The organism is Streptomyces platensis (assembly GCF_008704855.1).
GTDB classification, from domain to species: Bacteria; Actinomycetota; Actinomycetes; order Streptomycetales; family Streptomycetaceae; genus Streptomyces; species Streptomyces platensis.
On record NZ_CP023691.1, the window covers coordinates 1,510,520 to 1,533,857 of the forward strand.

The window sequence follows — 23,338 nt, forward strand, 5'->3', positions numbered from 1 at the left end:
CGGGAGGGGGCTTGGCGGCCCTTTCGGTGGATGGGGCGGCACCAGCGGCCCGTCGATGTGCGGAGCTCCCTCGGGGTGGCGGGCTGCTGTCGGCCGCCTTGTCAGGCTGTCGCTGCGGCCTGTCACGAGGCTCACCATCACGGTCACTACCCTCCACATCGATCCCCTCACGGTGGCCGGTGCGGCATGATCGCCGCCCAGGACTCACCGTATGCAGCTCGACGCGCAATTCACCCTTTGCCGCACATTACGGAACCCTTTCGGCCCCACGCCGACCTCACCCCGGTCCACGACGGACTCCCTCGCACGGCCGCCATCGCGTGCCGGCGCTCGTCCGTGCACCTCGACCCGTCGAACGCTGCCCGATGTACGGCGGCAAACACGTACGGCGGCAAACACGCGCGCCTGCTCCGGCCCGACCAGCAGGTCATCGAGGCCACCTTCGGGGTGCACATGCTCAGCGGATTCCCAGTTCCCCCAGTACCCGCTGCTGAGTTGGTGCCGGCCTGGCCGGGAAGTACAGGTAGCAGACCCCGCCACTGCCGCCGACGACCTTGCCTTCGGCGTTCTTGCGCTTGGTCCGCAGCCAGATGTTCTCGAACTGGGAGGCGGGTTCTTATCAGACATCGGACACGATGACAAACATGCAGGTCAACGGCTCGGGCTCGTTCGCCTCGAACGAGCCCGAGCCGGACCGTGCTGAGTTCGTGCTGACTTCCGCTGCCGCCCCTTCCGGTCCCTTCGGGGGCGTTGTGCTGGATCGGTGCTGGCTTCTGGCGCTGAAGGCCGAACCCTGGACAGCACCGAGACGGACGAGTTGGGCATTCTTCACCGTGCGTCACCCCGACGCCCACACCCGTCTCACGCGCGGGGACACCCGCCACGACGGGCCCATGAAGGTCATGTGGCGCTATACGGGCCATTTGGCGCGGCCGTGATCCATCCTTATCCTGTCGCACTCCCGACCTACGGAGGTGAGCAGCGATGGATCAAAAAATGTGGACCGTGCCAGCTCTGGCGAACTTTCTCGGAAAGCCCACCTCCTGGGTTTACGACAATCACGAGAAGCAGGCCATCCCCAGCTTTCGCGTGGGCCAACAACTGCGGTTCTGGCCCAGCGAGATCAAGACCTGGCTGGAAGGAAATTGCCGCGAACAGGAGGTCGCATGAACGTCAAGTACAAGGAGACGGCGCGCGGCGGGCTGGCGGTGAACATCATCGAGTGCTGAGGTTGTGGGCCATGACCAGCGCGTTCGTGTCTTTCAGCATGGTCAGGGCCTTCCCTGCTTACCCGGCGGAAGGTCCCCGGAATGTCCCTGGGACAGGCTTGAAAGTCCCCGAAAAGTCCCCGGGATGCCCCCGGCCGGCGAGGGCCTCAAGGGAAGCCATCCACTTATTGCGGTAGGCGGAGCAGCTCCCAGGCAACACCTCCATCAGCCCGGCTGCAGAGGGCCCACCGTCGGCGGGCGCCAAGCCGAATCGGGCATCGCGCCCCCATGGCGCCAGCTCCATCCCGGCAAGAGCCGTCGTGACGGGTCGAGAGAGAGCCCAGTATTAGCCTGGGGACACAGACATCACATGTACGACGCCGGAGCAGTACCCCAGGCCACAATGGCTCCGCGGACCACTGCCGCCCCGCCGGACCCGCAACCCACTCGAAGGCCACTATGTCCGAATCGCTGAAACTAAGTAAAAACAACTCACCGTCTTCCTGAAACCGCAGATCACGACCTGTGGTCCCCGCGCGTGCGGGGTTGGTCCCAAAGTGATCCTCACTCACCTGCCTTTCAAGGTGTGGTCCCCGCGCGTGCGGGGTTGGTCCCATCACGCTCACCATGGACGTGTGGCCTCACGACTGCTCCCCGCACCCGCGGGGTTGGTCCCGGGCGCTCGTCCACCCCGGAGTCCATGCCCCAGTGGTCCCCGCGCCCGCGGGGTTGGTCCCCATGAGGGAAATGGTGTGTGGGGGTGGGATGCTCTGCTCCCCGCGCGTGCGGGGTTGGTCCCGCCCAGCCGGTTTGATTGATGTCCCACCGGTAGTGGTCCCCGCGCATGCGGGGTTGGTCCCGGTGGACCGGGGTCACGGTGGCTGGTGACGAGGTGGCCCCCGCTCATGCGGGGTTGGTCCCCGCCGCAACCGCCGGCCGGAGGGCATGACGGACTGTTCCCCGCACCCGCGGGGTTGGCCCCTTCTTGATGCGGTTCGCCACCCGGGACAGCGTCTGCTCCCCGCACCCGCGGGGTTGGTCCCCGCCGCCCGGATACGTGGTCTGGCCCCCTGCTCCCGCACCCGCGGGGTTGGTCCGTCGTACCCGATGGACTCCTCAGCAGCCCGAAGAATCTTCCGACCCACCCGCCTCGGCAGCCCTGTTGCTGGATACGCATCGCTACCTCAGCGGCCGCAGCCGCGCCGACGATGATCGACGCTTTGCCACGCTGCGCCGTCATGGTCCATTCGGGAGACCTCCGACGGCGCAATTCGGAGCCACGGGCACTCAAGGCCCACCTCGCGCCGTAGCCAAATCGTCCAACCGAGCCCACATTTGTCGTGGCCGGAAATTCGAGCTACAACATCACCCCCGGCGGGAAGACCCGCCAGGCATGCTCGAAGTGATTGGTGCGGTTTTGGCGACGGTCGTGGACAAGGGAGCCCTGGATCGGTGCTGGCTTCTGGCGCTGAAGGCCGAACCCTGGACAGCACCGAGACGGACGAGATGCGCCTTCTTCACTGTGCGTCACCCCGACGCTCACACAGTCTCACGCACAGACGCCCGCACGACGGGCCCATGAAGGTCAAGTGGCGCTGTACGGGCCATTTGGTGCGGCCGTGATCCATCCTTATCCTGTCGCACTCCCAACCTATGGAGGTGAGCAGCGATGGATCAAAAAATGTGGACCGTGCCGGCTCTGGCGAACTTTCTCGGAAAGCCCACCTCCTGGGTTTACGACAATCACGAGAAGCAGGCCATCCCCAGCTTCCGTGTGGGCCAACAGCTGCGGTTCTGGCCCAACGAGGTCATGACCTGGCTGGAAGGAAATTGCCGCGAACAGGGGGTTGCATGAACGTCAAGTACAAGGAGCCCCTGTACGCCGCTCCCCCGCTGCTCGCCCGGATGGTCGACGCGGGCCGGCTGGGGCGGAAGTCCGGGTCGGGGTTCTACTCGTACTAGGGGAAGGTAACGACGCCGTCAACTGGCGCTGCTTCAGGGTGAGTTCACCTGGAGCAGCGCCAACAGTAGGGCTGCCCTCGGGTGGATTCCCACGACGGCCGCCAGCCCCTCAGTCGCACATCGCCGCCTGGCGCACGGGTCACAGCACCGGCGAGCGTCATCGACCAACAAAAATCTGTCCTGACCTGGGGTTTTGACCTTTCGAAGCTGTCAGGGCCTTTCCGGCTTACTCAGCAGAATGTCCCTGGAAAGTCCCTGAGACAGAGCGGAAAGTCCCTGAAAAATCCCTGGACCCGTCGAAGGCGGCGCTGAACACGAGGGTGGGTCCGTCGTCGCCGAGTGGCAGACAGGTGACCGCTGTGATCGGAACTGTGTGGAGGCGGTGGCTCCGGGGGGGTGGGGAGTAGGCGGTCAGGGACCAGACATGGACGGCTCCGCTGGTGTCCCCGACGGGGATCAGAGGCGACCCGGAACAGGAGCCCAGGGCAGTGGGCCGCGAGCCTCCGGCGGATGGGAGCGCCTGGGTGTGGTGGGCAACGATGTGTCCGAGCAACGTGGCGGCTGCCCCGTCCTCGTCGAAGGTGACGGCGTGCGGGACTCCGTCGTCGTCGAGAACCAGTAGGGCGTCGGAGTCGGTCCCGACGATGCCTGCGGGGCGCACCGGCAATGCCGGCGGGATGCTCGTGTGCCGCCCTGTTCCGCGGTCGTAAAGATGGAGTCGGCCCAGGGGGTCAGAGACCAGTAGCTGGCCGTTGTCTCCCGAAAGCTGGCAATGTGCGATGACCGGCACGTCGTGTTATGCCCAGGTGGCAGTCCAGTGATGCTGTTCGGCAAGGGGCTGGAGGTATGCGGCGAGACGGTCGTTTTCACCGAGGGCAGCAGCGTGCAGGAGAGCCGCCCGCTACAGGTGGCTGTGCTCGGTCGCGGTGAGCTGCGGCGCTGCCCGGCGCCAGATGCAGCGCGCTCCGCCAGGCAGCCGGAGCCGTTCGTCCTCCATCGCGGCCGTGATGGCGTGAGCTGGCCCGTAGACGAGAAAGCCGGGGTCGGCCAGCAGACGCTCGGCCTCCGCGGTCAGCTGACCGCCGGTCTCATGCAGCGCTCGATCGAGCACGCGCCGGCGGATGTCGTCCGGAGCCTGCGCCCAGTCAGGGCGGCCGACGGCGGTGTGCGGAACGGCCGCCATGAGACCTGCGAAAGTGGTGGTCTCGGCGCCGGCCAGTTCGTGAGCGTCGTCAGGGTGCCCCTCGATGACTTCGGCAGAATGATCAGCGAGCAGCCCCGAATCGCCGACCTCGATCACGGCCCGGATGTGAGGAAACGCGAGGAGAGGCCCGAGGAACGCAGTGACGAGCGTCGTCGGATCGGCCTGCGCGAGGTCGGCGAAGCCGCGTCCGGCTCGGTGCAGGTCGGGAACGAGAAGGAGGGTTGGCCGCTGGTTGGAGACGACCTGGTTCAACAGGCGGTCCAGGGGAAGTGGCCCATAGCCCAGCTGACGGCCGAGGTCCCAGGCGAACGTATCCGCGGTCAGCCCATCGGCGGGGATGGTGGCGTGGACCGTCGTGCGGGGGTGGCCAGCGGCAGCTGCTCCCGCCAGAAACCACGCCAACAGAAGGCTTTTGCCGGTGCTTTGACCGCCGCGCACCAGGCGCAACCGCGGCCGGTCTCCGTCCACGTCGACGACCCAGTCGAACAGCTGCTGCCGGCCGGGCACCCCCACATGTACCAGCGGTACGACGCTGGAGCGGTACCCCAGGCCACAATGGCTCCGCGGACCGTTGCCGCCCCGCCGGACCTGCAACCCATTCGAAGGCCATTATGTCCGAATCGCTGAAAGTAAGTAAAAACAACTCATCGTCTCCCTGAAACCGCAGCTCACGACCTGTGGTCCCCGCGCATGCGGGGTTGGTCCCTGGCCTCGGCTCAGGTGGCCGTCGAGGACCCGGTGGTCCCCGCGCATGCGGGGTTGGTCCCCAGTCGGCGGTGGCCCGCGCACAGCGGGCAGCGTGGTCCCCGCGCATGCGGGGTTGGTCCCGCTCCACGCCATACCGTTTCCGTAGGCCCGGCGTGGTCCCCGCGCATGCGGGGTTGGTCCCATGGCCGCCGCCCGCAAGGCCGCCGCCGACTCGTGGTCCCCGCGCATGCGGGGTTGGTCCCACCTGGCGCGATCGGTGCCAGGATTCACAAGTGTGGTCCCCGCGCATGCGGGGTTGGTCCCGCCGCGGCAGGCGTCGTCGCCTCGTCGTCCTTGTGGTCCCCGCGCATGCGGGGTTGGTCCCGAGCCCAACCTCGGCAGCTTCCTTCGCGGCTTGTGGTCCCCGCGCATGCGGGGTTGGTCCCGAACCGGGACCAGTCGGACCACGACCGGCAGTGTGGTCCCCGCGCATGCGGGGTTGGTCCCCGCCAGTTCGGCGCGGAGCCAGCTGGTAGACAGTGGTCCCCGCGCATGCGGGGTTGGTCCCGAAACGCCCGGACAGGTACCGCGTGATGGCGGCTGCTCCCCGCACCCGCGGGGTTGGTCCCGCCTTGGCGTCGTCGACGCTGGAGAAGCCGTTCTGCTCCCCGCACCCGCGGGGTTGGTCCCGCCGGGGCGTCGGTGGGCACGTACACGTCCAGCTGCTCCCCGCACCCGCGGGGTTGGTCCCTTCTTCGCGGGATGACGACCGGCCCGCGCTTTCTGCTCCCCGCACCCGCGGGGTTGGTCCCGGAGTCCAGTATGCCTGCCATCCCGTCTGAGCCTGCTCCCCGCACCCGCGGGGTTGGTCCCCCTGTCCTGGTCCAGGACGGTGTCCTGACCGACTGCTCCCCGCACCCGCGGGGTTGGTCCCGGTGCTCTTCAGTGAGCCCGGTCTCGGCAAGTCTGCTCCCCGCACCCGCGGGGTTGGTCCCCTCCAGCTACAGGACTACTACCTGCGCCGTGGCTGCTCCCCGCACCCGCGGGGTTGGTCCCGGCGTGACGAACGAGCCCTTGCCCTGCCGGGTCTGCTCCCCGCACCCGCGGGGTTGGTCCCCACCCCGACGCCGAGCACTGGATCGCCGACCTGTGGTCCCCGCGCATGCGGGGGACCTGCCCCTCAGCACTCGCGGGGGTGGTCCCGCGGCGCGGTCGCTGATGGATCATCCAGGACTGCTGCGGGGGTGTTCCCGTAGCAGAGCGCCGCAGCTTCGCACAGGCAGACTGCTCCCCGCACGCGTGGGATGGTGCCGCCTCGCTGCTCACTGTGCGGTCGTCGTCCTTCTACTTCGCGCGGTCGCCACGGAGCGCCAGGGCAAGACCTGAAGCCCCCCTGTCCCAAGAGCCGCGTGGCCTCGAAGCTGTACCTGTATGTCGTGAAAGCCTGAGTTAGTGAAAGTGGTTCAGAACACGGTGCTGGGCGTGTAACGATGCAGGTCACGAAGTCTGCTCCCCGCGCCTGCGGGATGGTTCCCACCAGCAGCCTGACTCCTTCGCAGTCTCCGCCTGCTCCCCGCACCCGCGGGGATGGTCCCGCGCGGCGGGTGCGCGGGACGTAGGTCGGCTCCTGCTCCCTGCAGCCGCAGGGATGGCCCCAGCCGGATTGCGCCCCGATCGACCTTCGATGCCTGCTCCCCGGGCCTACGGGGATGGTCCCGGCCTCCTTCAGCCGGTCGTCGTCCGGCCCGTCTACTCCCCGCACCCGCGGGGATGGTCCCGAGCGGTGGCAACTCACCCACCACGACGGCACCTGCTCCCCGCACCCGCGGGGCTGGCCCCATGACGACCCGTTCGCTGATGTCGTGCATGCCCTGCTCCCCGTACCCGCGGGGATGGTCCCTGGTCCATGATGTCGCCGAGATACTTGGCGGACTGTTCCCCGCGCGTGCGGGGATGGCTCCACGACCGGGCGTGCGGCGGCTCGTCGCCTCCTGCTACGCGTCCGCATCGGAGTGGCCCGGAGCGGGCGGAGATGGCTCACCCGGCGTTCCGCTGTTCCCTGCGCCGGCCGGAATGGCCTCCGCGATCAGAGCTGGCGGAGTTTTCCCCTCGACTTTGTCTCGGGGCCGGCTCCTGTGCGGGCAGTCTGGGTGACAGCTCTCCGGCACAAAGGGGCGGTGAACGTTAGCGGGTCTTGGTGCGCAAGGGGGTGATGTCCTGAATGTTGGAGTCGGTGGAAGTGGTTCAAAGCCGTGGTGTGCGCGTGCAACGATGCAGGTCACGAAGTCTGCTCCCCGCGCCCGCGGGGTTGGTCCCGCGCCGCTCGTGAGGACCTGGGCGAAGGCGTCGTGGTCCCCGCGCATGCGGGGTTGGTCCCTCCATCCCCTGCCCCTTGTCGTCTTGGTCGGCGTGGTCCTCGCGCATGCGGGGTTGGTCCCGGGGTCGAACTCCAGCAGATCACTCTCGCCCAGTGGTCCCCGCGCGTGCGGGGTTGCTCCCACGCTGCAAAATGCTGCATCGTATTGCACGCGCATGCGGGGTTGGCTCTTCGATAAGGGACCTGCGCTGAATGTTCCCCGCCTCTGCGGGGCTCGTTGAGCTGACTCGGGTCCATCGCTCGCCACTCGGGTGATGGACCCGAATGGGCCTCAGCTACTGAGGTTGAACTCGTGATGTCGCTGGGTTGCTCAAGCAGGTCTGATGGTCAGGCGCGTCACGGTGAGGCAGCCGTCTATGAGGTGGCTGCGGTACTGGATGTGCCGTAGGCCGCGTCGGATGCGCTGGACGAGGTGTTCGGGGGTGCTGAAGGCGACGTTGGAGAGCCAGCCGCGCCGCAGGAGGGACCAGATCCCTTCGACGGGGTTGAGGTCGGGAGCGTAGGGCGGCAGGTAGTAGATGGTCAGCCAGTCCTGGGATGCGGCCCATTCCCGCAGTTCGGCGGCCTTGTGGACGTGCAAGTTGTCCCACACGAGCACGATCGGGCCGCCGAGCTGCTGGTGGGCGGCGGTCAGCAGGTCCCGGTAGTCGCGCCAGGAGAAGCTCTTGCGCCCGTCGCGGTTGCCGTCGTCGCGGCGGGGCCGGTAGATCAGCCTCGACCGGTGGCCAGGCTTGTAGCAGGTCAGCGCGGCGATCGATATCCGTCTGCGGGAACGGCCCCGCACTCGCACCACCGGGGTGCGGCCGCGCTGTGACCAGGTCTTCGCCTGCGGCGGCGTCATGGAGAATCCGGCTTCGTCCTCGAAGACGAGCCAGGCTCCACGGGCCGCCGCGAGTCTTCCGCGCAGGGCCACACCTCCTTGACCCACCCGGCCACCGCCTCGTCGTCCCGCTCCATCGCCCGTCGCGCAGGGACTTGGCAGGACCAGCCATGACGGACCAGGAGTTTGCGCACGCCCTGGACCGTGTAGGTCAGATGGAAGCGCCGTCCGATCACCGTCTTCACACGGCTCAGCGTAACTCTTCGCGGAACTGCCGCCGTTCGGCCGTCAGCCCGCCCCCTTGTGGATACCGCATGCTCCCGTGATACCGCAGGGGACTACCAGCCATCAGCCCCCTACGACTCCACGAGTTCAACCTCAGTAGCTACGGCCACGGCCCACCATCGCCAAGCTCGGGCTACGACACAGGCTGCGGGGTCAAGCCGGGGACAGGACCACGGCCGCCCATGCGACCGGCCTGGGTGGATCAATCGGCGGCGCACCGCACGGCGCGCTCGCGTCCTGTTCGGCCTCAGGCACCGTCGGCGACGCCTTTTATGAGCCCGTTACTGCGGTAGGCGGAACAGCTCCCAGGCAACATCTCCATCAGCCCGGCTGCATACATCCTGCCGTCGGCGGGCGGCCAAGCTGAATCGGGCATCGCGCCCCGCCCTGGCGCCGGCTCAAACCCGGCAAGATCCGGCGTGACGGATCGAGAGAGAGTCCAGTATTAGCCTGGGGACACCGACATCACATGCGCCAGCGGTACGACGCCGGAGCGGTGCCTCAGGCCGCAATGGCTCCGTGGATCGCTGCCGCCCCGCTGGACCCGCAACCCAACCGAAGGGCATTATGTCCGAATCGCTGAAAGTAAGTAAAAGCAACTCACCGCCTTCCTGAAACCGCAGCTCGCGGCCTGTGGTCCCCGCGCATGCGGGGTTGGTCCCTGCGGCCACACCTGGGCCGTAACCCGCGACTTGTGGTCCCCGCGCATGCGAGGTTGGTCCCCGCGACGAACACCCGCGCCCCGGCGGCTCAGGGTGGTCCCCGCGCATGCGGGGTTGGTCCCACGGTCGGCATGATTTTCACCAGCACGCTGTAGTGGTCCCCGCGCATGCGGGGTTGGTCCCCTCCGGAAGCGCCTGAAGGAACTTGAGCCGAAGTGGTCCCCGCGCATGCGGGATTGGTCCCAGCTTCACGCCGGCCCGGCGATACACCTCGTCGTTGTCCCCGCGCCTGCGGGGTTGGTCCCATCATGACCCCGGTCGACGTGCCCTGGTGGGGGTAGTCCCTGCGCATGCGGGGTTGGTCCCTCCTGGCGCCCGGTGACGGGGTCGAACGTGTTGTGGTCCCCGCGCATGCGGGGTTGGTCCCACCGCCGACAACAGCGTGTGGGGCGGGTACGTGTGGTCCCCGCGCATGCAGGACTGGTCCCGCGATTAGCTCCATGGGCTTCTTCTGCTCGGGCTGCTCCCCGCACCCGCGGGGTTGGTCCCTGCTTCACCAGCGCTTCCGCAAGACGGCTGTAGTGGTCCCCGCGCATGCGGGGTTGGTCCCTGGACCCAGGCGCCGGAGGGCAGGTTGTGTCGGTGGTCCCCGCGCAAGCGGGGTTGGTCCCTCGGAGACCGTTCACCGCCGCCGAACCACCGTGTGGTCCCCGCGCATGCAGGGTTGGTCCCTGGACTAGTGGCGCGCCCGTGTGTCGCCCGGCGTAGTCCCCGCACCCGCCGGGTTTGGCCCCACCGTGCTCCGCAAGATGAACCAGGACTCCGGCTGCTCCCCGCACCCGCGGGGGGGAGCACTGCGCCGAGCAAGGCGGGGGCGGCCTTGCCCTGCGTTGCGTTCGCTCATCCCGACGAACGGAAAGGTCACGATGGCCGACGACCAACAGCTCTGGGGCTAAACCGAGGTCGCCTCCCACGTGGGCATCAGCTTCGGCGCTGCCCGCAGCCGGAAGAGCCGGGGCAGCCTGCCCGCGCGCGACGACGACAGCGTGCCGGACCGGCCCCGCTGGAGGCTGGCCACGTTCAGGGGCTCGAAGACGGTCGGCCGAGGTTTCCGCAGCGACTGCACGGCCCCTCCCGTAGGAGCCCGCTCCATCTGGTTGACCGGCACCCGTAACCACGAGGACTGTGGTCATCACGTCCAAACTCCGGTGCCGTCCCTTCTGTTCCACTCGTTACCCCAGGTGGAGGAACCGCAACACCGCGTCGCCGATTGTGGCTACGGTGGGCAAGTCGGTTTATAGGGAGGGGAAAGTGCCGGAGCTCAAGTGGCAGGCCGTGGCCGATGGCCTCGAACGCAAGTGCGCGGCGCCTACAGACGCGCAGATCACCGTCGCGCGGGCCCTGGGCACCGACCTGGGGCAAACCACACCCGTTCCGGTCGCCGCAGCTGAGCTGCGCGTCCTGCTACGGGCACCTTTGGAGCTTGTGCTTGCCAGGGACTTCGGCGACGAAGAGTACGAGGTCCTCCTCGATCTCGCGGCGCGCACCGACCTCGCGGTTCCCAGCATGGATGAACTCAAGTGCCGGGAAGTGCTCAACGCCTGGCTACGCGTCGCCCGTGACCGTGAGTCCGCCGCTGCCCTACGCCAACTGGAGCCCGGAGTCGATGACGTTGTTACCGCCCGCGATCGACGCAGGGGCCCGGACCTGTACGGCGAGATTTCGTCAGTCGGCGCCAACGGCCGGCTGCACTTCCGGGGTGGCCACGGGCTCGGCACCGCCCCGCACCGGGTCACCCGCATCACCCGCCCCAGCGAGGACGGCTATCTCGACCAGCTCAGCCTGGCGCGCGAATACGCCGCTGCGGTCCAAAGTAACCCGTCCCGGATCACACGAGCCGAGGAAGCGCAGCTGGCCCCCTGGCGGATCGGCTTCCCAGCGACCCAGGCGGCGGTCGAAGCTCTCCGCAACGCACTGGAGGCAGCGGACGACGAAGCCGCGATGCAGCGACTGCTGGAGAAGCACCCGGCGCTGCTGGCCGGTACCGTCGTGGGCACCCACGACACCTGGGTTCGGCCCCAGGTCCAGCTCGGGAACCATTACATGGCCGACTTCATGATCGCCGGTGAGACTTCCCTAGGGCTTCGCTGGACGCTGGTCGAGCTGGAGAGTCCGGTCAGCCGCCTGACCAACCCCGGCAACAAGCGGGCGACGAAAACCCTGCGCCACGCGGTTGACCAGATCGAGGACTGGCGCAAGTGGCTTTCCAACAACCTGCACTACGCCCGCTCCGCGCGCGGTGCCGATGGACTGGGCCTGCCGGGCATCACGGCCGAGGTTCCCGGCTTGATCATCATGGCTCGCGAGGACGCCGACGACGCGGCTGCCGACATCCGGGAACTCCATGCCCGGCGCTCACACATCCAGGTACGCACCTACGACTGGCTGATGCGTATTAACGAGTCACCCGACCCCCTACGTCGAGACGCCCCCGACCAGCGCCTTCGACTCGCTTGAAATCAGCCGCACATCCACCCCTTCTACGCCATGAGCTGCTCCCCGCACCCGCGGGGTTGGTCCCAGCCGTAAGGCGGCGTTGAGCCTCAACGTGGTCTGCTCCCCGCGCCCGCGGGGTTGGTCCCAAGTACCAGCTCACCGAGGCGCAGCGTTCCCCCTGCTCCCCGCGCCCGCGGGGCTGGTCCCGAGATCGCGCGGCTCGACATGAAGGCCGGCGCCTGCTCTCCGCACCCGCGGGGTTGGTCCCCTGGGGGGTCCTATTGCCGGAACTTCATCGCCTGCTCCCCGCACGTGCGGGGTGGTCCCATGGGCGTGGGGCCGAAGAAGTACGGGCGAAGCTGCTCCCCGCACCTGCGAGGTTGGTCCCGTCGTCAGTTGCCACGGAGCCGACTGGCCCTCCTGCTCCCCGCACCCGCGGGGTTGGTCCCAAGGACGACATCGTCAAGCTGACCCGGCTGGGCTGCTCCCCGCACCCGCGGGGTTGTCCCCAGCATCGGAGCGGTTGGGCTGCTCCAGGTCAACCGCTCCCCGCATCCGCGGGGTTGTTCCCTGCACGCCCTGGTCGTCGACCCCGCCCTGCTGCTGCTCCCCGCACCCGCGGGGTTGGTCCCGTGGCTGCGAGCATGGCGGTCTCCTGGTCTGTGTGGGTCCCCGCGCATGCGGGGTTGGTCCCGACACCGAACTACGGAAATCGATCACGACGCAGTGGTCCCCGCGCATGCGAGGTTGGTCTGCACCCCATCGACCGCCCCTTGGTCCACACCGTGGTCCCCGCGCATGCGGGGTTGGCCCCCGGAAGTACGGCCGCCAGAGGGCTGGTCAGAGGTGGACCCCGTGCATGCGGGGTTGGCCCCTGGACGAGCCTCGCCATCGATGCCCCAGCCCACTGCCCCCGCCCCCGGGTTGGTCCCGCGGATCGGGGCCCCGGGGGCACCGCCGACCTCCGCTCCCCGCAACCCGCAGAGTTGGTCCCTGCGAGACGAGGTCGGCTTCGCCTGCTTACTCCTGCTTCCCGCTCCCGCGGGGCGTGCCGCTTCACAACAGTCGTTCTGGTGTTGCACCAGCCCTACCGAAAGGGTGACTTTGTTCCGTCAATCGCGAATCGGCAACACAGAGGGTGCGGTCAATGCTTTCAGACTCAACTAAGAGTCTCGGTTGGAGGGATCGCCAGCCTTCTTGCTGGCTCAGTGCACCGTCAGGAGCGCACAAGTTCACACTCAGGAGAATGATGAAGCACATGAATGGTGAGCGTCCGGTAGGGGCCTTAGCGCCTGTCATCTACGTACTAAGTGTTGTCCCGTGCCAGGTGATGGGCAGTGTCTTGTACCTTCAGGGGAAGTCTCCGCACGAGGTCTTCAGCCTCTTGGCAGGATGTACTGCGATCGCGGTCGTTGGTGTTGCCGCGATGGGGGGAGGTAGGTACGTCGCAGCTGTAATGCGCGGCCTTGCACGCGTTGGAGAATGAGTCCAAGACATGCCACAAAGAACCACTTTGCCCCGTTAAAGCGGGGATGGCTCCACAGATGGTGCCGTCTGTCAGTGGTCCCCGCCCGCGCGGGGATGATCCCGGCTTGAGTTGGCTGGGGTGCAGCAGCTCGTGCCTGCTCCCCGTGCCTGTGGGGATGGTCCCTACATGGCCGGGCTTGATGGCCCACGTTCGGCTGCTCCCCGCACCCGCGGGGTTAGTCTCATCTCGATGCGGCCCAGGCCGACGTTGAGCTACTGCTCCCCGCGCATGCGGGGTTGGTCCCTCCTCTTCGCTCTTGACCTCAAGGATGGCGAAGTGGTCCCCGCGCATGCGGGTGGGTCCCTGGAGGGCGTCCTGCGCGACACCCCGTCCGCAGCCCGTGGCTGCGCGAGGTCCTCGACAACCTCACGCAGCACATGCGCACCGGCCTCTTCTAGCCAGTCGGCAGAACGTGCCGACGCCCAGTCTCCGCCCATTCGGTAACCGACTGCCGCGAGCGAACCGTGGGCCGGATAGTGGTGCCTCCCGAGCAGCCCTGAACAAACCTCGCGGACTGCGGCTTTCCGGTCCGGTACAGACCGGCAGTCCGAACATAAGAGCGGCATCCGGCATCCCATGTCCCTTAAACTGACGGTAAGTGGGTGATGCGAGACGACGAGGAGCACTGTGCGAACAGGTCGAGTCGACGCCTCAGGGACGAACCCAGTGCCGCACCACCGCGAAGCTGCCGACCGTGGGCCCGTACCTCAGGGGCTCGCCAGGTCCGCGCTCATCGCGGCGTTGCACGACTCCTACGACGACACGCTCCTCGCCCCTGCAATAGCCGCGCCCGTGGCGCACCCGAACGGCTTCGTCAAGCTGCCCTTGGCGCTGGTAGTCGAGGGCTCAAGACGGCTTTTCCTGCACGTCTGGCTTGCTGGTGAAGAGGACTCACAAGCCCACGATCACCGTTGGGACTTCTCGTCCACCGTGTTGCGCGGAACCGTGCACAACAGCTTGTTGGACATCACCGAAGCCGACGAACCCCTCTGCGACGGCGACCCCCTCCTCGGCGCGGAATCGTCCCGGTCTCCGGGTTACCGGGTCGTCCGCTATGAGCCCCGCGAATGGGGGTACCGATTCGACGCAAGCTGCGGGGAGCGAGTGGTCGTGACAGAGCACCGAACAGCCACGGTGTGCGCAGGCGACGCATATGGCATGTCGGCTTTCACATTCCACCGGGCGAGAGCGCTGCCCGGCACGATGACCCTGGTTGCCAGGGGGGCGCCGTTGGGCCGGTACGCCCGTGTCCTGGTACGGGGTGAGGTTTCCGAGGGGCCGAGGCGGTGGCGGCACGTGGGGCCGTCGGAGCGGCGTGGCTACCTTCGCGAGGCGTTGGACTGCCTCGGATGAGCCGTACAGGCAATCGTCACGGACGCGCGTCGAGACGGGATGATCCTCGGGCGCTCATCCGTAGGGATACCGTCCTGATCATCGCTGTCCACATGGATGACGTCCCGGGGGCGTCTTTCCGTGCTGGCCCTCTGGAACGACGCTGGCGCGTTGGCCGGCCCGACGAAGTGGTGTCCAGCGCATCCCGCCGTGTCGCATACACGCAGCGTCACCTCGAACCGCTCCTGTGGGGGCAGCACGTCCGGTGGCATCGGGAGGTGCCCCAGGCAGAGGCGTCGCCTTCCCGTTTCCAGCTTTCAGCCATCGAGTTGGTGCGCCTGAACGACACTGCGCTCAGCGCGCTGAAGGACATGGACTCACCGGTTCACGCGAACGGGGTGGCTCTTCTGCACGGCGTTCTGCCGTCGGATCCGCCGGCGCAGCTACCGAAAACCCTTCAGGAGTGCGCTGACGTCGACCCGCACCACGGGCAGGGCGCCCAACGAGCCTGGGTCGCACGGCAGCTGCCGTCGGGGTGCCGGATCGCTGACACCGAGCGGGAGGCGGTGCACTGCACCCTCGTCACCGCCCAGAGTGGTCTGGTGCGGCTGCATCCGGGGCGTGCGCAGCGGAATTGGGACTCCCTCGATCAGTGGCTGTGGCATCTGCATCACGCGACGTTGTATCCGCCTGGCCCGGAGGCCGCGGAGCAACTCCACGCCATGCGCCTGCCGCTGCCCACCAAGGTCCGGGGCGTGCTGGGTATTCGTGGTCTCACCCTGGTGGGTACCGAGCAGGATCCGGGTGTCGGAGTGCCACGTAACTACTACGACGGCACCAGCTATCACCTGGCGACGCTGTACGCCGATGCCTTGGCTCTGGCCCGGTTGCAGCAGACTGTGCTGGACGCTTTCGGCAGCGAAGTGGCGCGGATCGGCGAGCACGAACCCCGCCGACGGAAAGTGGCGCAGATGGAAAGGGATCTGCTCGTCTTCCGTCGCAGCTACTGGGCGGCCGGCTTCGGCCGGCAAGGAACCGTCGATGCCATGGTGCGGGCATGGCAGCAGAGTGCCGGTCTGCCGCAATCGCTGCAGAGCCTCGTCAGCGACCTCGGCGAACTGTCCCGCCAGGTGCAGTCCGCCGAGACGGAGACGACCAACGCGATACTCGGCCTGCTCGCTGCGGTCGGCCTGCCGTTGACCACGGGGCTCGCTATCTGGCAGGGGCTTCCTCAGGCCGGGTCCTCGTCGCTGTTTCGGATCCTCGGGGCGACCGGTGTGGTCACCGTGGGCCTCGTCACGCTGTTCCCTGGACTGCGCAGGCTGTTCGTGGATCTCTTCCGGCGCAAGTGGCGGGGTGGCAGGCGGTGACGCCGCCACCGGCCTTCTCGTGGCCGCCCCGGCATGCTCCCGGATACCCGTTGGGATGTGCGGACACGGGGGACGTGCTCGCCCGCTTCGCCCGCGAGCCACATCAAGAGGCGAGCGTGGTTGTCGTCACGAGCGCGTTGCGCGCCAGCGTGGAGGACAGCGGGGATCACATGGCGGGGCTCTCGCGAGTCCGGCAGAGCCTGGCGGCGATCGGGCATCGCCTCGGCACCGCATGGAACCCTTCGTACTACGGCAAGGATCTGGTCCTGGTCCGCGCCGGGAAGCATGCTGTCCCCGCGGGCCTGTGCATGGAGCCTCCGGCTGGAGGCAGCGACAGCGGGGTTCGGCATGGCTGGGCCTTCGACTTCGTTTCCCTCAGCGGGAGTGGCGACGAGAGGCGGGAGGGGCTGCTGCGTGCCTGCTACGCCATTTCGATGGCCGCTCGGCTGCGGCGGGACCGGCCGGATCTTCGGCCGTGCCGGGCCGCTGATGTCCTGTTGCGGGTGCCGGGACTCCTGTCACCTGAGCGGGGTGCCTCGCTGCTCGCCGGTGTCCTTGTCCGGCCGCTGGGCGGTGCCGACGAGGGCTCGGGTGCCCTCCCGGGAGAAGATCCGCGTTTTCCCGGGGTGCCGTCGGCCGACGCCTGGGACGTGTTCGCGCAGAGGCCACCGCAGCGAGGTCTCTACGCGGTCAGCGACGTTCACGACATCGAATGGGGCACCCTCGACCGGGAAAGCGGTGAGCGTGTTACGGAGGGCAGTGCGCACGAGCTGCTTCCCCTGAGCACGGCTTGGCTGGACGGATCCCTGCCGGTGGCGGACGTGTTGGACCGGGCATACCGGCTTCGGGTGCGGCGTGAATCGCTGCTCTCACGCCATCTGCGGGCCCTGAGCGACGCGGTCGCGGCCGGTGGCCGGCTCTTCGCGACGCTGGGGGACGGCCTCTCCGGCGTCGTCTCCGACGCCGCACTGATGCGTTCGGCGATGGTCGCGGCGAACGCTGAGAGTGCGGGTCGTATGCACAGTGGGGCCGGTGTGGCGCCCATGGACGAGCGAGGGCTCACCGCGGCCCGCCGTCGCGCGCATTTCAGCCTCCATGTGACCAAGGCCCTCAAAGGCACGGGACACCAGGAGCGGTTCTTCCACGCTTTCGGTAACCCCCTCGACTCCCGAGCGGCCGATTCCGTCGTCGGTTTTCTGTCCGCTTTGCGGAGGGCAGGACCCGGCACCCCGGGTTTCCACCATCTCACGCACGCACTGCGATGGCGCGACTGGTGGCGTCTGCACCTGCCGCCCACCGCACAGGGCCACATCGACCAACTCTTCGCATCGATACAGGAATCGATACCGGACACGTCGGCGGGAGCGTGAGCCCTGACCTCATGCGGTCGCCCACTTCCATGCGCTGGACGACCACACCTGTGGCGCCGTCGGCGGTACCGGTGCGGTGGAGGGGCCGTACGGAGCAACCCTCGTCTCCAGTACCGGATTCCAGAACTCTGCGAGCCGGTCCGCTGCTTCAGGCAGGCGGCCGAACTCCAAGCCGTCCCGGAAGGTTGCCGTGTCCCAGAAATCCAGCCACTCCCACGGTGGTTGAGGCAGGTGGTCCGGCCATGTGCGCCCCATGGCGGCGAATTCAATCGCCACGTCACGCCGCACCTCGTCCAGGAGCAGCGCGGGAGCCAAGGGGCTCGCAGCGGCCAGCAGGAAGTCCGTGAGATCGGTCCAACGCGTATTGATCTTGCCGCCGTCGCGCCTGCGGGTGTAGCGCAGCAGCTTCTGCGCCAGGCACCGGCTGAGGGTCGCCGCCGGTACGGTGACCGGGGCGTTCCGGCCGGGAAAGTCCAGAGGTGCGGTGCGGTTGTCGCCCGCGGCCTCACCATCCGGCACCAGCAGGATGTTGAGCAGGACCTTCCCGATGGCCTCCCCCGCCCGTACGCGGACCAATGCCCGGTGTACGGTCGCCCTGCCGGGCGAGCTGAACACCACGGGTTCCGAACGCAGCAGCCAGAGGCTCTCCCCCTGCGGGGCGGGAGGCAGTTCGGTAGCGGACAGCAGCAGTCGGCCCGCGCTCGCCGAAAGAGCCATATCGACATCATTCGGCAGCCGGGCCGAAGGGCCCATCCACCCGAGAAGCGCCGTCGAACCCTTGAGATGCCAGGCGTGCGGTGGCAGGAGCCGGTCGATACTCGACAGGACCGCCGCTATGGATTGGACCAGGTGTTGGTCAGCTGTGGGAAGCGTGGTCCGGTCGGCCTGCTCCCATGGCCCGCGCCGCTGTTCCATCCAAGCCCCTCGATCGCGTGTCCGCCCGGTTCACAGGAATGACGGTGTCACAGGAGAGTGGCCACGGAGGGCGGATTCCGCCGGATGTCTGCGCCTTGAGCGATCCAGCGCAGCAGGCGCGGAGGTGGTTCGGGTACCAGCCGCCGACGCCCGCTGCACAGGGCGACGCGTGCTGCCAGGGCCCGCAGCCCGGAGATCCCGCAGCCGGCGGCCAGGTCCAGCAGCCTGTCGGAGACGCCCGACGCAAGTTCCTGATGCTGGCCGGCCAGGGCAAGTATCCGTGCGGCCGCGAACAGATCCGTGTGGGCGGCCTCCAGTAGTTCTCGAGCCGCTTCTTGGCCCGCTGGGGTACCCACGGCGCGGTCGAGGTACTGGACCGCACGCGGCAGCAGCACCGGCCACGTTCGTACGGTGCCGGCGAGGGCCCGGGACACCTGCGCGTCGGGCTCGATACGGGCCAGGGCGTACCTGAGGGCACGCACATCGGCGTCCTGTATCCCCCTGCGCCATACCTCGGGTGGGTGGCCCGCGACGTCGTGGGCCGGTCCCGCGAACAGATCGTTCACCGGCTCGGTGGTGCTCTTTTCTTCGGACAGCCGCAGACCAAGTGCTTCCAGCCCGTCTTCCACGGCACCTCGGACCTGTTCCGCTTCCGCGCTGTTGCGGACGAAGACATGCCAGTCGTCGCCCCAGCGCAGCCACCGGCCCGGCGTCGTCACGGTCAGGAGAGCATCGATCGGGGCCAGCACTGCGGTACCGAGCCGGTTGGCCCAGCGGTGACCGGGCAGGAGGCACCGGCCGGTGGCACGGTGCAGTGCGGTCAGATATCCCGCCAACTCGCCGGTTATCCAGGGAGCATCGAGCAGCACCCACAGGGGAAGCGACTGGCCGAAGCGGTGAATGTCGAGCCTCAGGACGAGCGGCAGATCACTTCGGCGTCCCATCTCGCGCATACGGGTCTGTCGTGCCCGATAGGCGGAGCGGTAGTCCCAGACCGGGGAACGGTAGCTGAACACCTCCGGGCGCAGCTCTTGGCGGTGCAGCGAGCGCTCGACCAGAAGGTGCGCATGGGCGCGTACGGCTGGTGGCACGACGGGAACACTCTCTGTCCGCCGGGCCAAGGGCACCCGAAGCCACCCGACATCAAACCGCTCCGGCACCGCGACAGTTCCGTCAGCCAGATCCCGAATGACATCGGTGGCGCCGAGGGCGTCGGGGATCCACTCGGTCAGCAGGTCATGGCCGAAACTCGTACTGAGCGCCCTGTTCAGCTCGGTGACGTCGTCTCGCACGACGGCATGATGTCACCCGGACGGGGGCCGCTCGCATCGCCTAACCTGACCAGTGGACGTGGCGAAGAGGGGGAGCATGGCCGGCATTCCGGGCCCGGACGACAGCCTGGACCTTCACGCGGCACTGGGCGCCTTGGTGGGAAAGACACCCAGCCATGCCGGCGGAACCATGAATCTGCTGCTGTCGCACATGCTCGACGCGGCAGCCGTCGCCGACGTCATGTGGGAGCGCTATCTGGCTCAGTCCACCCGGCAATTGCTGGACGAGACAGCCGGCGGCCCGGGGAAGGGCCGGGGGTTGTTCATCTGGCTCTGCGGGATGCACGACTACGGAAAAGCCACTCCTGTCTTCCAACGCCGGTGGCCACCAGGGGCGGAGGCTGTACGGGCGGCCGGACTGCGGTGGCACGAGCCGACCGCCGGACGGTTCGCATGGCATCATGGACGAGCCGGAGGCCATCTGCTGCGACGGCTGCTGTCGGCGGCCGGCTGGCCCGAGGAACACGTCGACTGGATGTGGCCCCTGGTCGCAGGGCACCACGGGTTCTTCTCCGTCGAAAGCGCACTGAAGCCGGACCGCAAGGCACGTGGCCAGTTGGAGGGCGACGAACGCTGGGCGCAGGTGCGACTCGCCCTCGTCCAGCGTCTTTCCGAAGAACTGGGTCTGGGTGCTTTCATCGCTCTCGCCCCCGCAGTGGTGCCGACGCGTGCCGCCCAACTCCAGCTGAGCGGGCTCATGGTGATGACAGACTGGATCGCCAGCGGGCCCGGCTTCCGGGGGATCGACGAGCTGGCCGACGTGAGCTTCAAAGGTGCACGGCAACGGGCTGCCGCGGCTTGGCAACAGCTCGGCCTGCAGGGCGGCTGGGGAGAGCTGCCCGAGCCGCCGCCGGACGCCTTCGCGAAGCGGTTCGGGTGCGAGCCGCGTCCCTCCCAGGAGCTGGCGATGGAGACGGCGCGGCAAATGGCGGCTCCCGGCCTGATGGTCATCGAGGCGCCGATGGGCGAGGGCAAGACCAGGACTGCTCTGATGGCGGCGGAGATCCTGGCGGCGAAGTTCGGCGCGGACGGCGTGTTCGTCGGCATGCCGGAGTGGTCCACCGACGATCCCATGTTCGGGAGGGTCAGAGAGTGGGTGAGCCGGATCGACGAGAAGCTGGCCGATCGGGTCGCCCTGCTCCACGGCAAGCGGACCTTCAATAAGGAGTGGAGCGCCCTGCTGAGAGAGCCGCGGGAGGTCAGGCTCGCCGCCGTCGGCGAATGCGACGAGGACGAGCGGCACGGCGAGTCGGCGAGCGATGGCCCGCACGGATCCGGGGGCGGCAGGCCGGTGGCGCGCGTACCCGCCGAATGGTTCTTCGGGTACGCGCGCGGGCTGCTGTGCCCCTTCGTGGTCGGCCCTGTCGATCAGCTGCTGTACGCGACGACCCGCACCAAGTTTGTGATGCTCCGGATGGCGGGGCTGGTGGGGAAGGTCGTCGTCCTCGACGAGGTGCACGCCACCGATGTCTACACCTCGCAGTTTCTCCTTGAGGGCCTGCGCTGGTTCGGCGAGGCGGGCGTGCCGGTGGTGCTGCTGTCGGCGACGCTGCCGGCGCCGCTGCGCCAGGCGCTTGTCGACGCCTATCTGGCTGGAGCCCTGGGACGCGAGGAGTTCACGGCGGACGACCTCCGCCATCCCCAGGGGTACCCCTCCTCCACCGTCGTGTGGAACGCACCGGACGGCACCGGCCACCGCTCCGCCGTGTCGGTCTGTGACAGCTGGCGCACGGATCGGCCTGTCGACGTTGCTCTGATACCGGAGGCCGTTCCCGAGGGGGATGCAGCTTCCGAGGAGCATGGGGCAGCCGGGACGGCCGCCGAGGCAGCGGTAGCCGACCGACTCGAAGAAGAACTGGCGCACGGCGGATGCGCTCTGGTCATTCGCAACACCGTCGAACGGGCCCAGGCGCTGTGCACCGTATTGCGTGAGCGCTTCGGCGACCGGGTGGTGCTGCTGCACGAGCAGATTCCGCTCGGGGCGCGTGCCGATCGCACGGCGGAGTGTCTGCGCCGGCTCGCCCCGCGGCCGACCGGCACGGCGCCGGTCCGGCCTCAGATGATCGTGGTGGCCACCCGGGTGGCCGAGCAGGCTTTTGATATCGATGTGGACGTTCTGATCACCGACCTGGCCCCGATCGATGTGCTGCTGCAGCGAATTGGCCGGCTGCATCGCGGTGACCGGGTGTGCCGCCCGGGCCGATTGGCCCGGCCACGTGTGATCGTCACGGGTTGGGCGCCCGGGAGCGCCATTCCTGGCCGGGACGGCACCGACGCGGACCCGCTCGACCGTGGCGCTCCGAGGTTTCCCGCCAGCTCACAGGCCCGCTATGGCCGCCATCTCCTCCTGCGCACGGCGGCCCTGGTCTTCACGGCCGCCGGACAGCCGGGCGGCTGGAGTCTCCCGGGGGATATTCCTGTGCTGGTGGCGGCCGGGTACGGCGGAGATGACATGGTCCCGGCGGCGTGGCGGGACGACACCGACGCGGCCCGGCGGCAGGAGGAGGCCGAGCGACGGGAGCGCATCGGCAACGCCTCCTACTACCTGTTGACGCGGCGCGGTGACAGAGAGGCAATGACGCTGGCCGATCTCCATTACGTCGCCGTACCTCCCGCCAAGGGCGAGGCCGGCATGACCGCCTTGGTCCGTGACGGGGATCCCGGGGCGGAGGCCGTCCTCGTCAAGCATGACGGTGCGAGGTACCTGACGCTGTCGGGGAGGGCTCTGGCAGAGGACGGTTCCGTCCCCGACGACGACCTCATTGACGAGGTCCTCGCCGACACGGTGAAGCTGCCCGCGTCCTGCCCTTCGGAAGCGGCCGCTGAGCTGTCCGTCCCACCCGGCTGGGGCGGGCACGAACGGTTGCAGTACCGCAGGGCCCTTGTCCTCGGCGTCGACGGCACCGCTTCCGTTTCGGGGCGGCGGGTGCGCTACGACCCGGTGCTCGGACTGGTGGACGAGGGCCCGGTCACGGCGTGGCCGTCCGGCTCCGCAGTGGGGCGAGGGTGAGCAGGCCGCAGCCGTATGCCTTCGAAGGGCCGATTCCCTCCAGCAGGCGCGTGACGAAGGCGGCGGGGTCGGTTACCTGGAGGCGCCCTTCGAAAGTGGCGCTCTGGAAGGTGACGCGGGGTCCCTTCCCGTTCTTGACGAAGGAGTGCCGACGGCTTGCGGTGATACGGATGTCGCGCGCCGGGCCGACGTCCCCGGCTCCCTCCTCTGCGCTGCGCGCGTCACCGGCGGTCCGGCTGTCGGCGAGGCCGGGGGCAGCGTCGTCGGTACGGGCTGTGGGGACGTCGAAGCCCCATCGGGCGGTACGGGTCAGGAACCAGTTCAGCTGCGCGGTTGCGGTGCTGTGGCCCAGCCTGAAGCCGCGTACGCGTTTGCTGTCGCTGTCCGCGGCAGCGGCGAGGCGGGCTGCCTGCGCGGGTGTGGGGCTCACTGGCGCCGCGGTGTTCTGTACGGGGCTGGCGGTCAAGCGGAACGCGAACTCCCGGCCGATGGCGATCTGGTCGAGGAGTGGGGCGTAGTCGCGGACGGCGGCGTGTTCTCCGTCGGCGTCGGGCCAGCCGGCCTTTTCGACGATATGGGTCCAGTCTGGCTTGGCGGAGGTGAGCACGAACAGGTGCGGGCGACGGGGGTTGTCTGCGTCCAGTCGCCACAGCACGCGGTCGCCCTGCGGGGCGTCGGGGATTCCCCCCATGACGGCACCGCGCATGGCACGTGGGTTGGCCAGCAGACGACGGCTTTCGGCGCGAAGGGGGTTGATGCGGATGCGGGAGAGGTAGGTCAT

Annotated in this window: 11 protein-coding genes and 3 pseudogenes; 8 read left to right on the forward strand and 6 right to left on the reverse strand. The window is 68.4% G+C overall.

Features of this window, described 5'->3' with window-relative positions; translation table 11 throughout:
• Positions 1–457 precede the first annotated feature (457 nt).
• Positions 458–604, reverse strand: a pseudogene (locus CP981_RS38495) (peptidase C39 family protein); the annotation flags it as partial.
• Between the two features lie 40 nt (positions 605–644).
• Here CP981_RS38495 and CP981_RS06370 point away from each other — a divergent pair.
• The 4 genes and pseudogenes from CP981_RS06370 to CP981_RS38115 form a co-directional block, all read left to right on the forward strand.
• On the forward strand, positions 645–938 hold the full coding sequence (locus tag CP981_RS06370; protein WP_143658982.1) for a hypothetical protein: 294 nt from the start codon (positions 645–647) through the stop codon (positions 936–938).
• A gap of 46 nt (positions 939–984) precedes the next feature.
• A complete protein-coding gene (locus CP981_RS06375; RefSeq protein ID WP_167536022.1) occupies positions 985–1,170 on the forward strand; it encodes a helix-turn-helix domain-containing protein in 186 nt (61 codons plus the stop codon).
• Positions 1,171–2,877: 1,707 nt separating this feature from the next.
• A complete protein-coding gene (locus tag CP981_RS37585) occupies positions 2,878–3,063 on the forward strand; it encodes a MerR family transcriptional regulator (RefSeq protein WP_167536023.1) in 186 nt (61 codons plus the stop codon).
• Positions 3,060–3,170 (forward strand): annotated as a pseudogene (locus CP981_RS38115) (3-hydroxyacyl-CoA dehydrogenase family protein); the annotation flags it as partial. The gene CP981_RS37585 and the pseudogene CP981_RS38115, both read left to right, overlap by 4 nt.
• A 901-nt stretch (positions 3,171–4,071) precedes the next feature.
• Here the strand turns inward: CP981_RS38115 and CP981_RS06390 are convergent.
• Both CP981_RS06390 and CP981_RS06400 read right to left on the reverse strand, forming a co-directional pair.
• Positions 4,072–4,881, reverse strand: a complete 810-nt coding sequence (locus CP981_RS06390) for a hypothetical protein (protein WP_085926522.1) — start codon at positions 4,879–4,881, stop codon at positions 4,072–4,074.
• Between the two features lie 2,867 nt (positions 4,882–7,748).
• Positions 7,749–8,524, reverse strand: a pseudogene (locus tag CP981_RS06400) (IS630 family transposase); the annotation flags it as partial.
• Between the two features lie 1,992 nt (positions 8,525–10,516).
• Here CP981_RS06400 and CP981_RS06415 point away from each other — a divergent pair.
• The 3 genes from CP981_RS06415 (at position 10,517) to CP981_RS06430 (ending at position 17,301) form a co-directional block, all read left to right on the forward strand.
• On the forward strand, positions 10,517–11,722 hold the full coding sequence (locus tag CP981_RS06415) for a Shedu anti-phage system protein SduA domain-containing protein (protein WP_085926520.1): 1,206 nt from the start codon (positions 10,517–10,519) through the stop codon (positions 11,720–11,722).
• A 3,117-nt stretch (positions 11,723–14,839) separates the two neighbouring features.
• Positions 14,840–15,931 (forward strand): hypothetical protein, encoded by a 1,092-nt coding sequence (locus CP981_RS06425; RefSeq protein WP_244329580.1) that lies wholly within the window; start codon positions 14,840–14,842, stop codon positions 15,929–15,931.
• A 116-nt stretch (positions 15,932–16,047) separates the two neighbouring features.
• Complete coding sequence (locus tag CP981_RS06430) at positions 16,048–17,301, forward strand: hypothetical protein (protein WP_208852905.1); 1,254 nt, start codon at positions 16,048–16,050, stop codon at positions 17,299–17,301.
• Between the two features lie 9 nt (positions 17,302–17,310).
• Here the strand turns inward: CP981_RS06430 and CP981_RS06435 are convergent, their stop codons facing one another.
• Both CP981_RS06435 and CP981_RS06440 read right to left on the reverse strand, forming a co-directional pair.
• A complete protein-coding gene (locus CP981_RS06435) occupies positions 17,311–18,216 on the reverse strand; it encodes a nucleotidyl transferase AbiEii/AbiGii toxin family protein (protein ID WP_085926517.1) in 906 nt (301 codons plus the stop codon).
• Between the two features lie 47 nt (positions 18,217–18,263).
• The gene (locus CP981_RS06440) at positions 18,264–19,508 is read right to left on the reverse strand and encodes an RNA-dependent RNA polymerase family protein (RefSeq protein ID WP_085926516.1); all 1,245 of its coding nucleotides are present in this window, start codon (positions 19,506–19,508) and stop codon (positions 18,264–18,266) included.
• Between the two features lie 76 nt (positions 19,509–19,584).
• On the opposite strand from CP981_RS06440, the gene cas3 reads away from it, so the two are divergent.
• Entirely contained in the window at positions 19,585–22,557 is a 2,973-nt protein-coding gene (gene cas3 / locus CP981_RS06445) for a CRISPR-associated helicase Cas3' (RefSeq protein ID WP_167536063.1), read from the forward strand.
• Here the strand turns inward: cas3 and cas6e are convergent.
• The gene (gene cas6e / locus CP981_RS06450; RefSeq protein ID WP_085926546.1) at positions 22,517–23,338 is read right to left on the reverse strand and encodes a type I-E CRISPR-associated protein Cas6/Cse3/CasE; all 822 of its coding nucleotides are present in this window, start codon (positions 23,336–23,338) and stop codon (positions 22,517–22,519) included. The genes cas3 and cas6e overlap by 41 nt on opposite strands.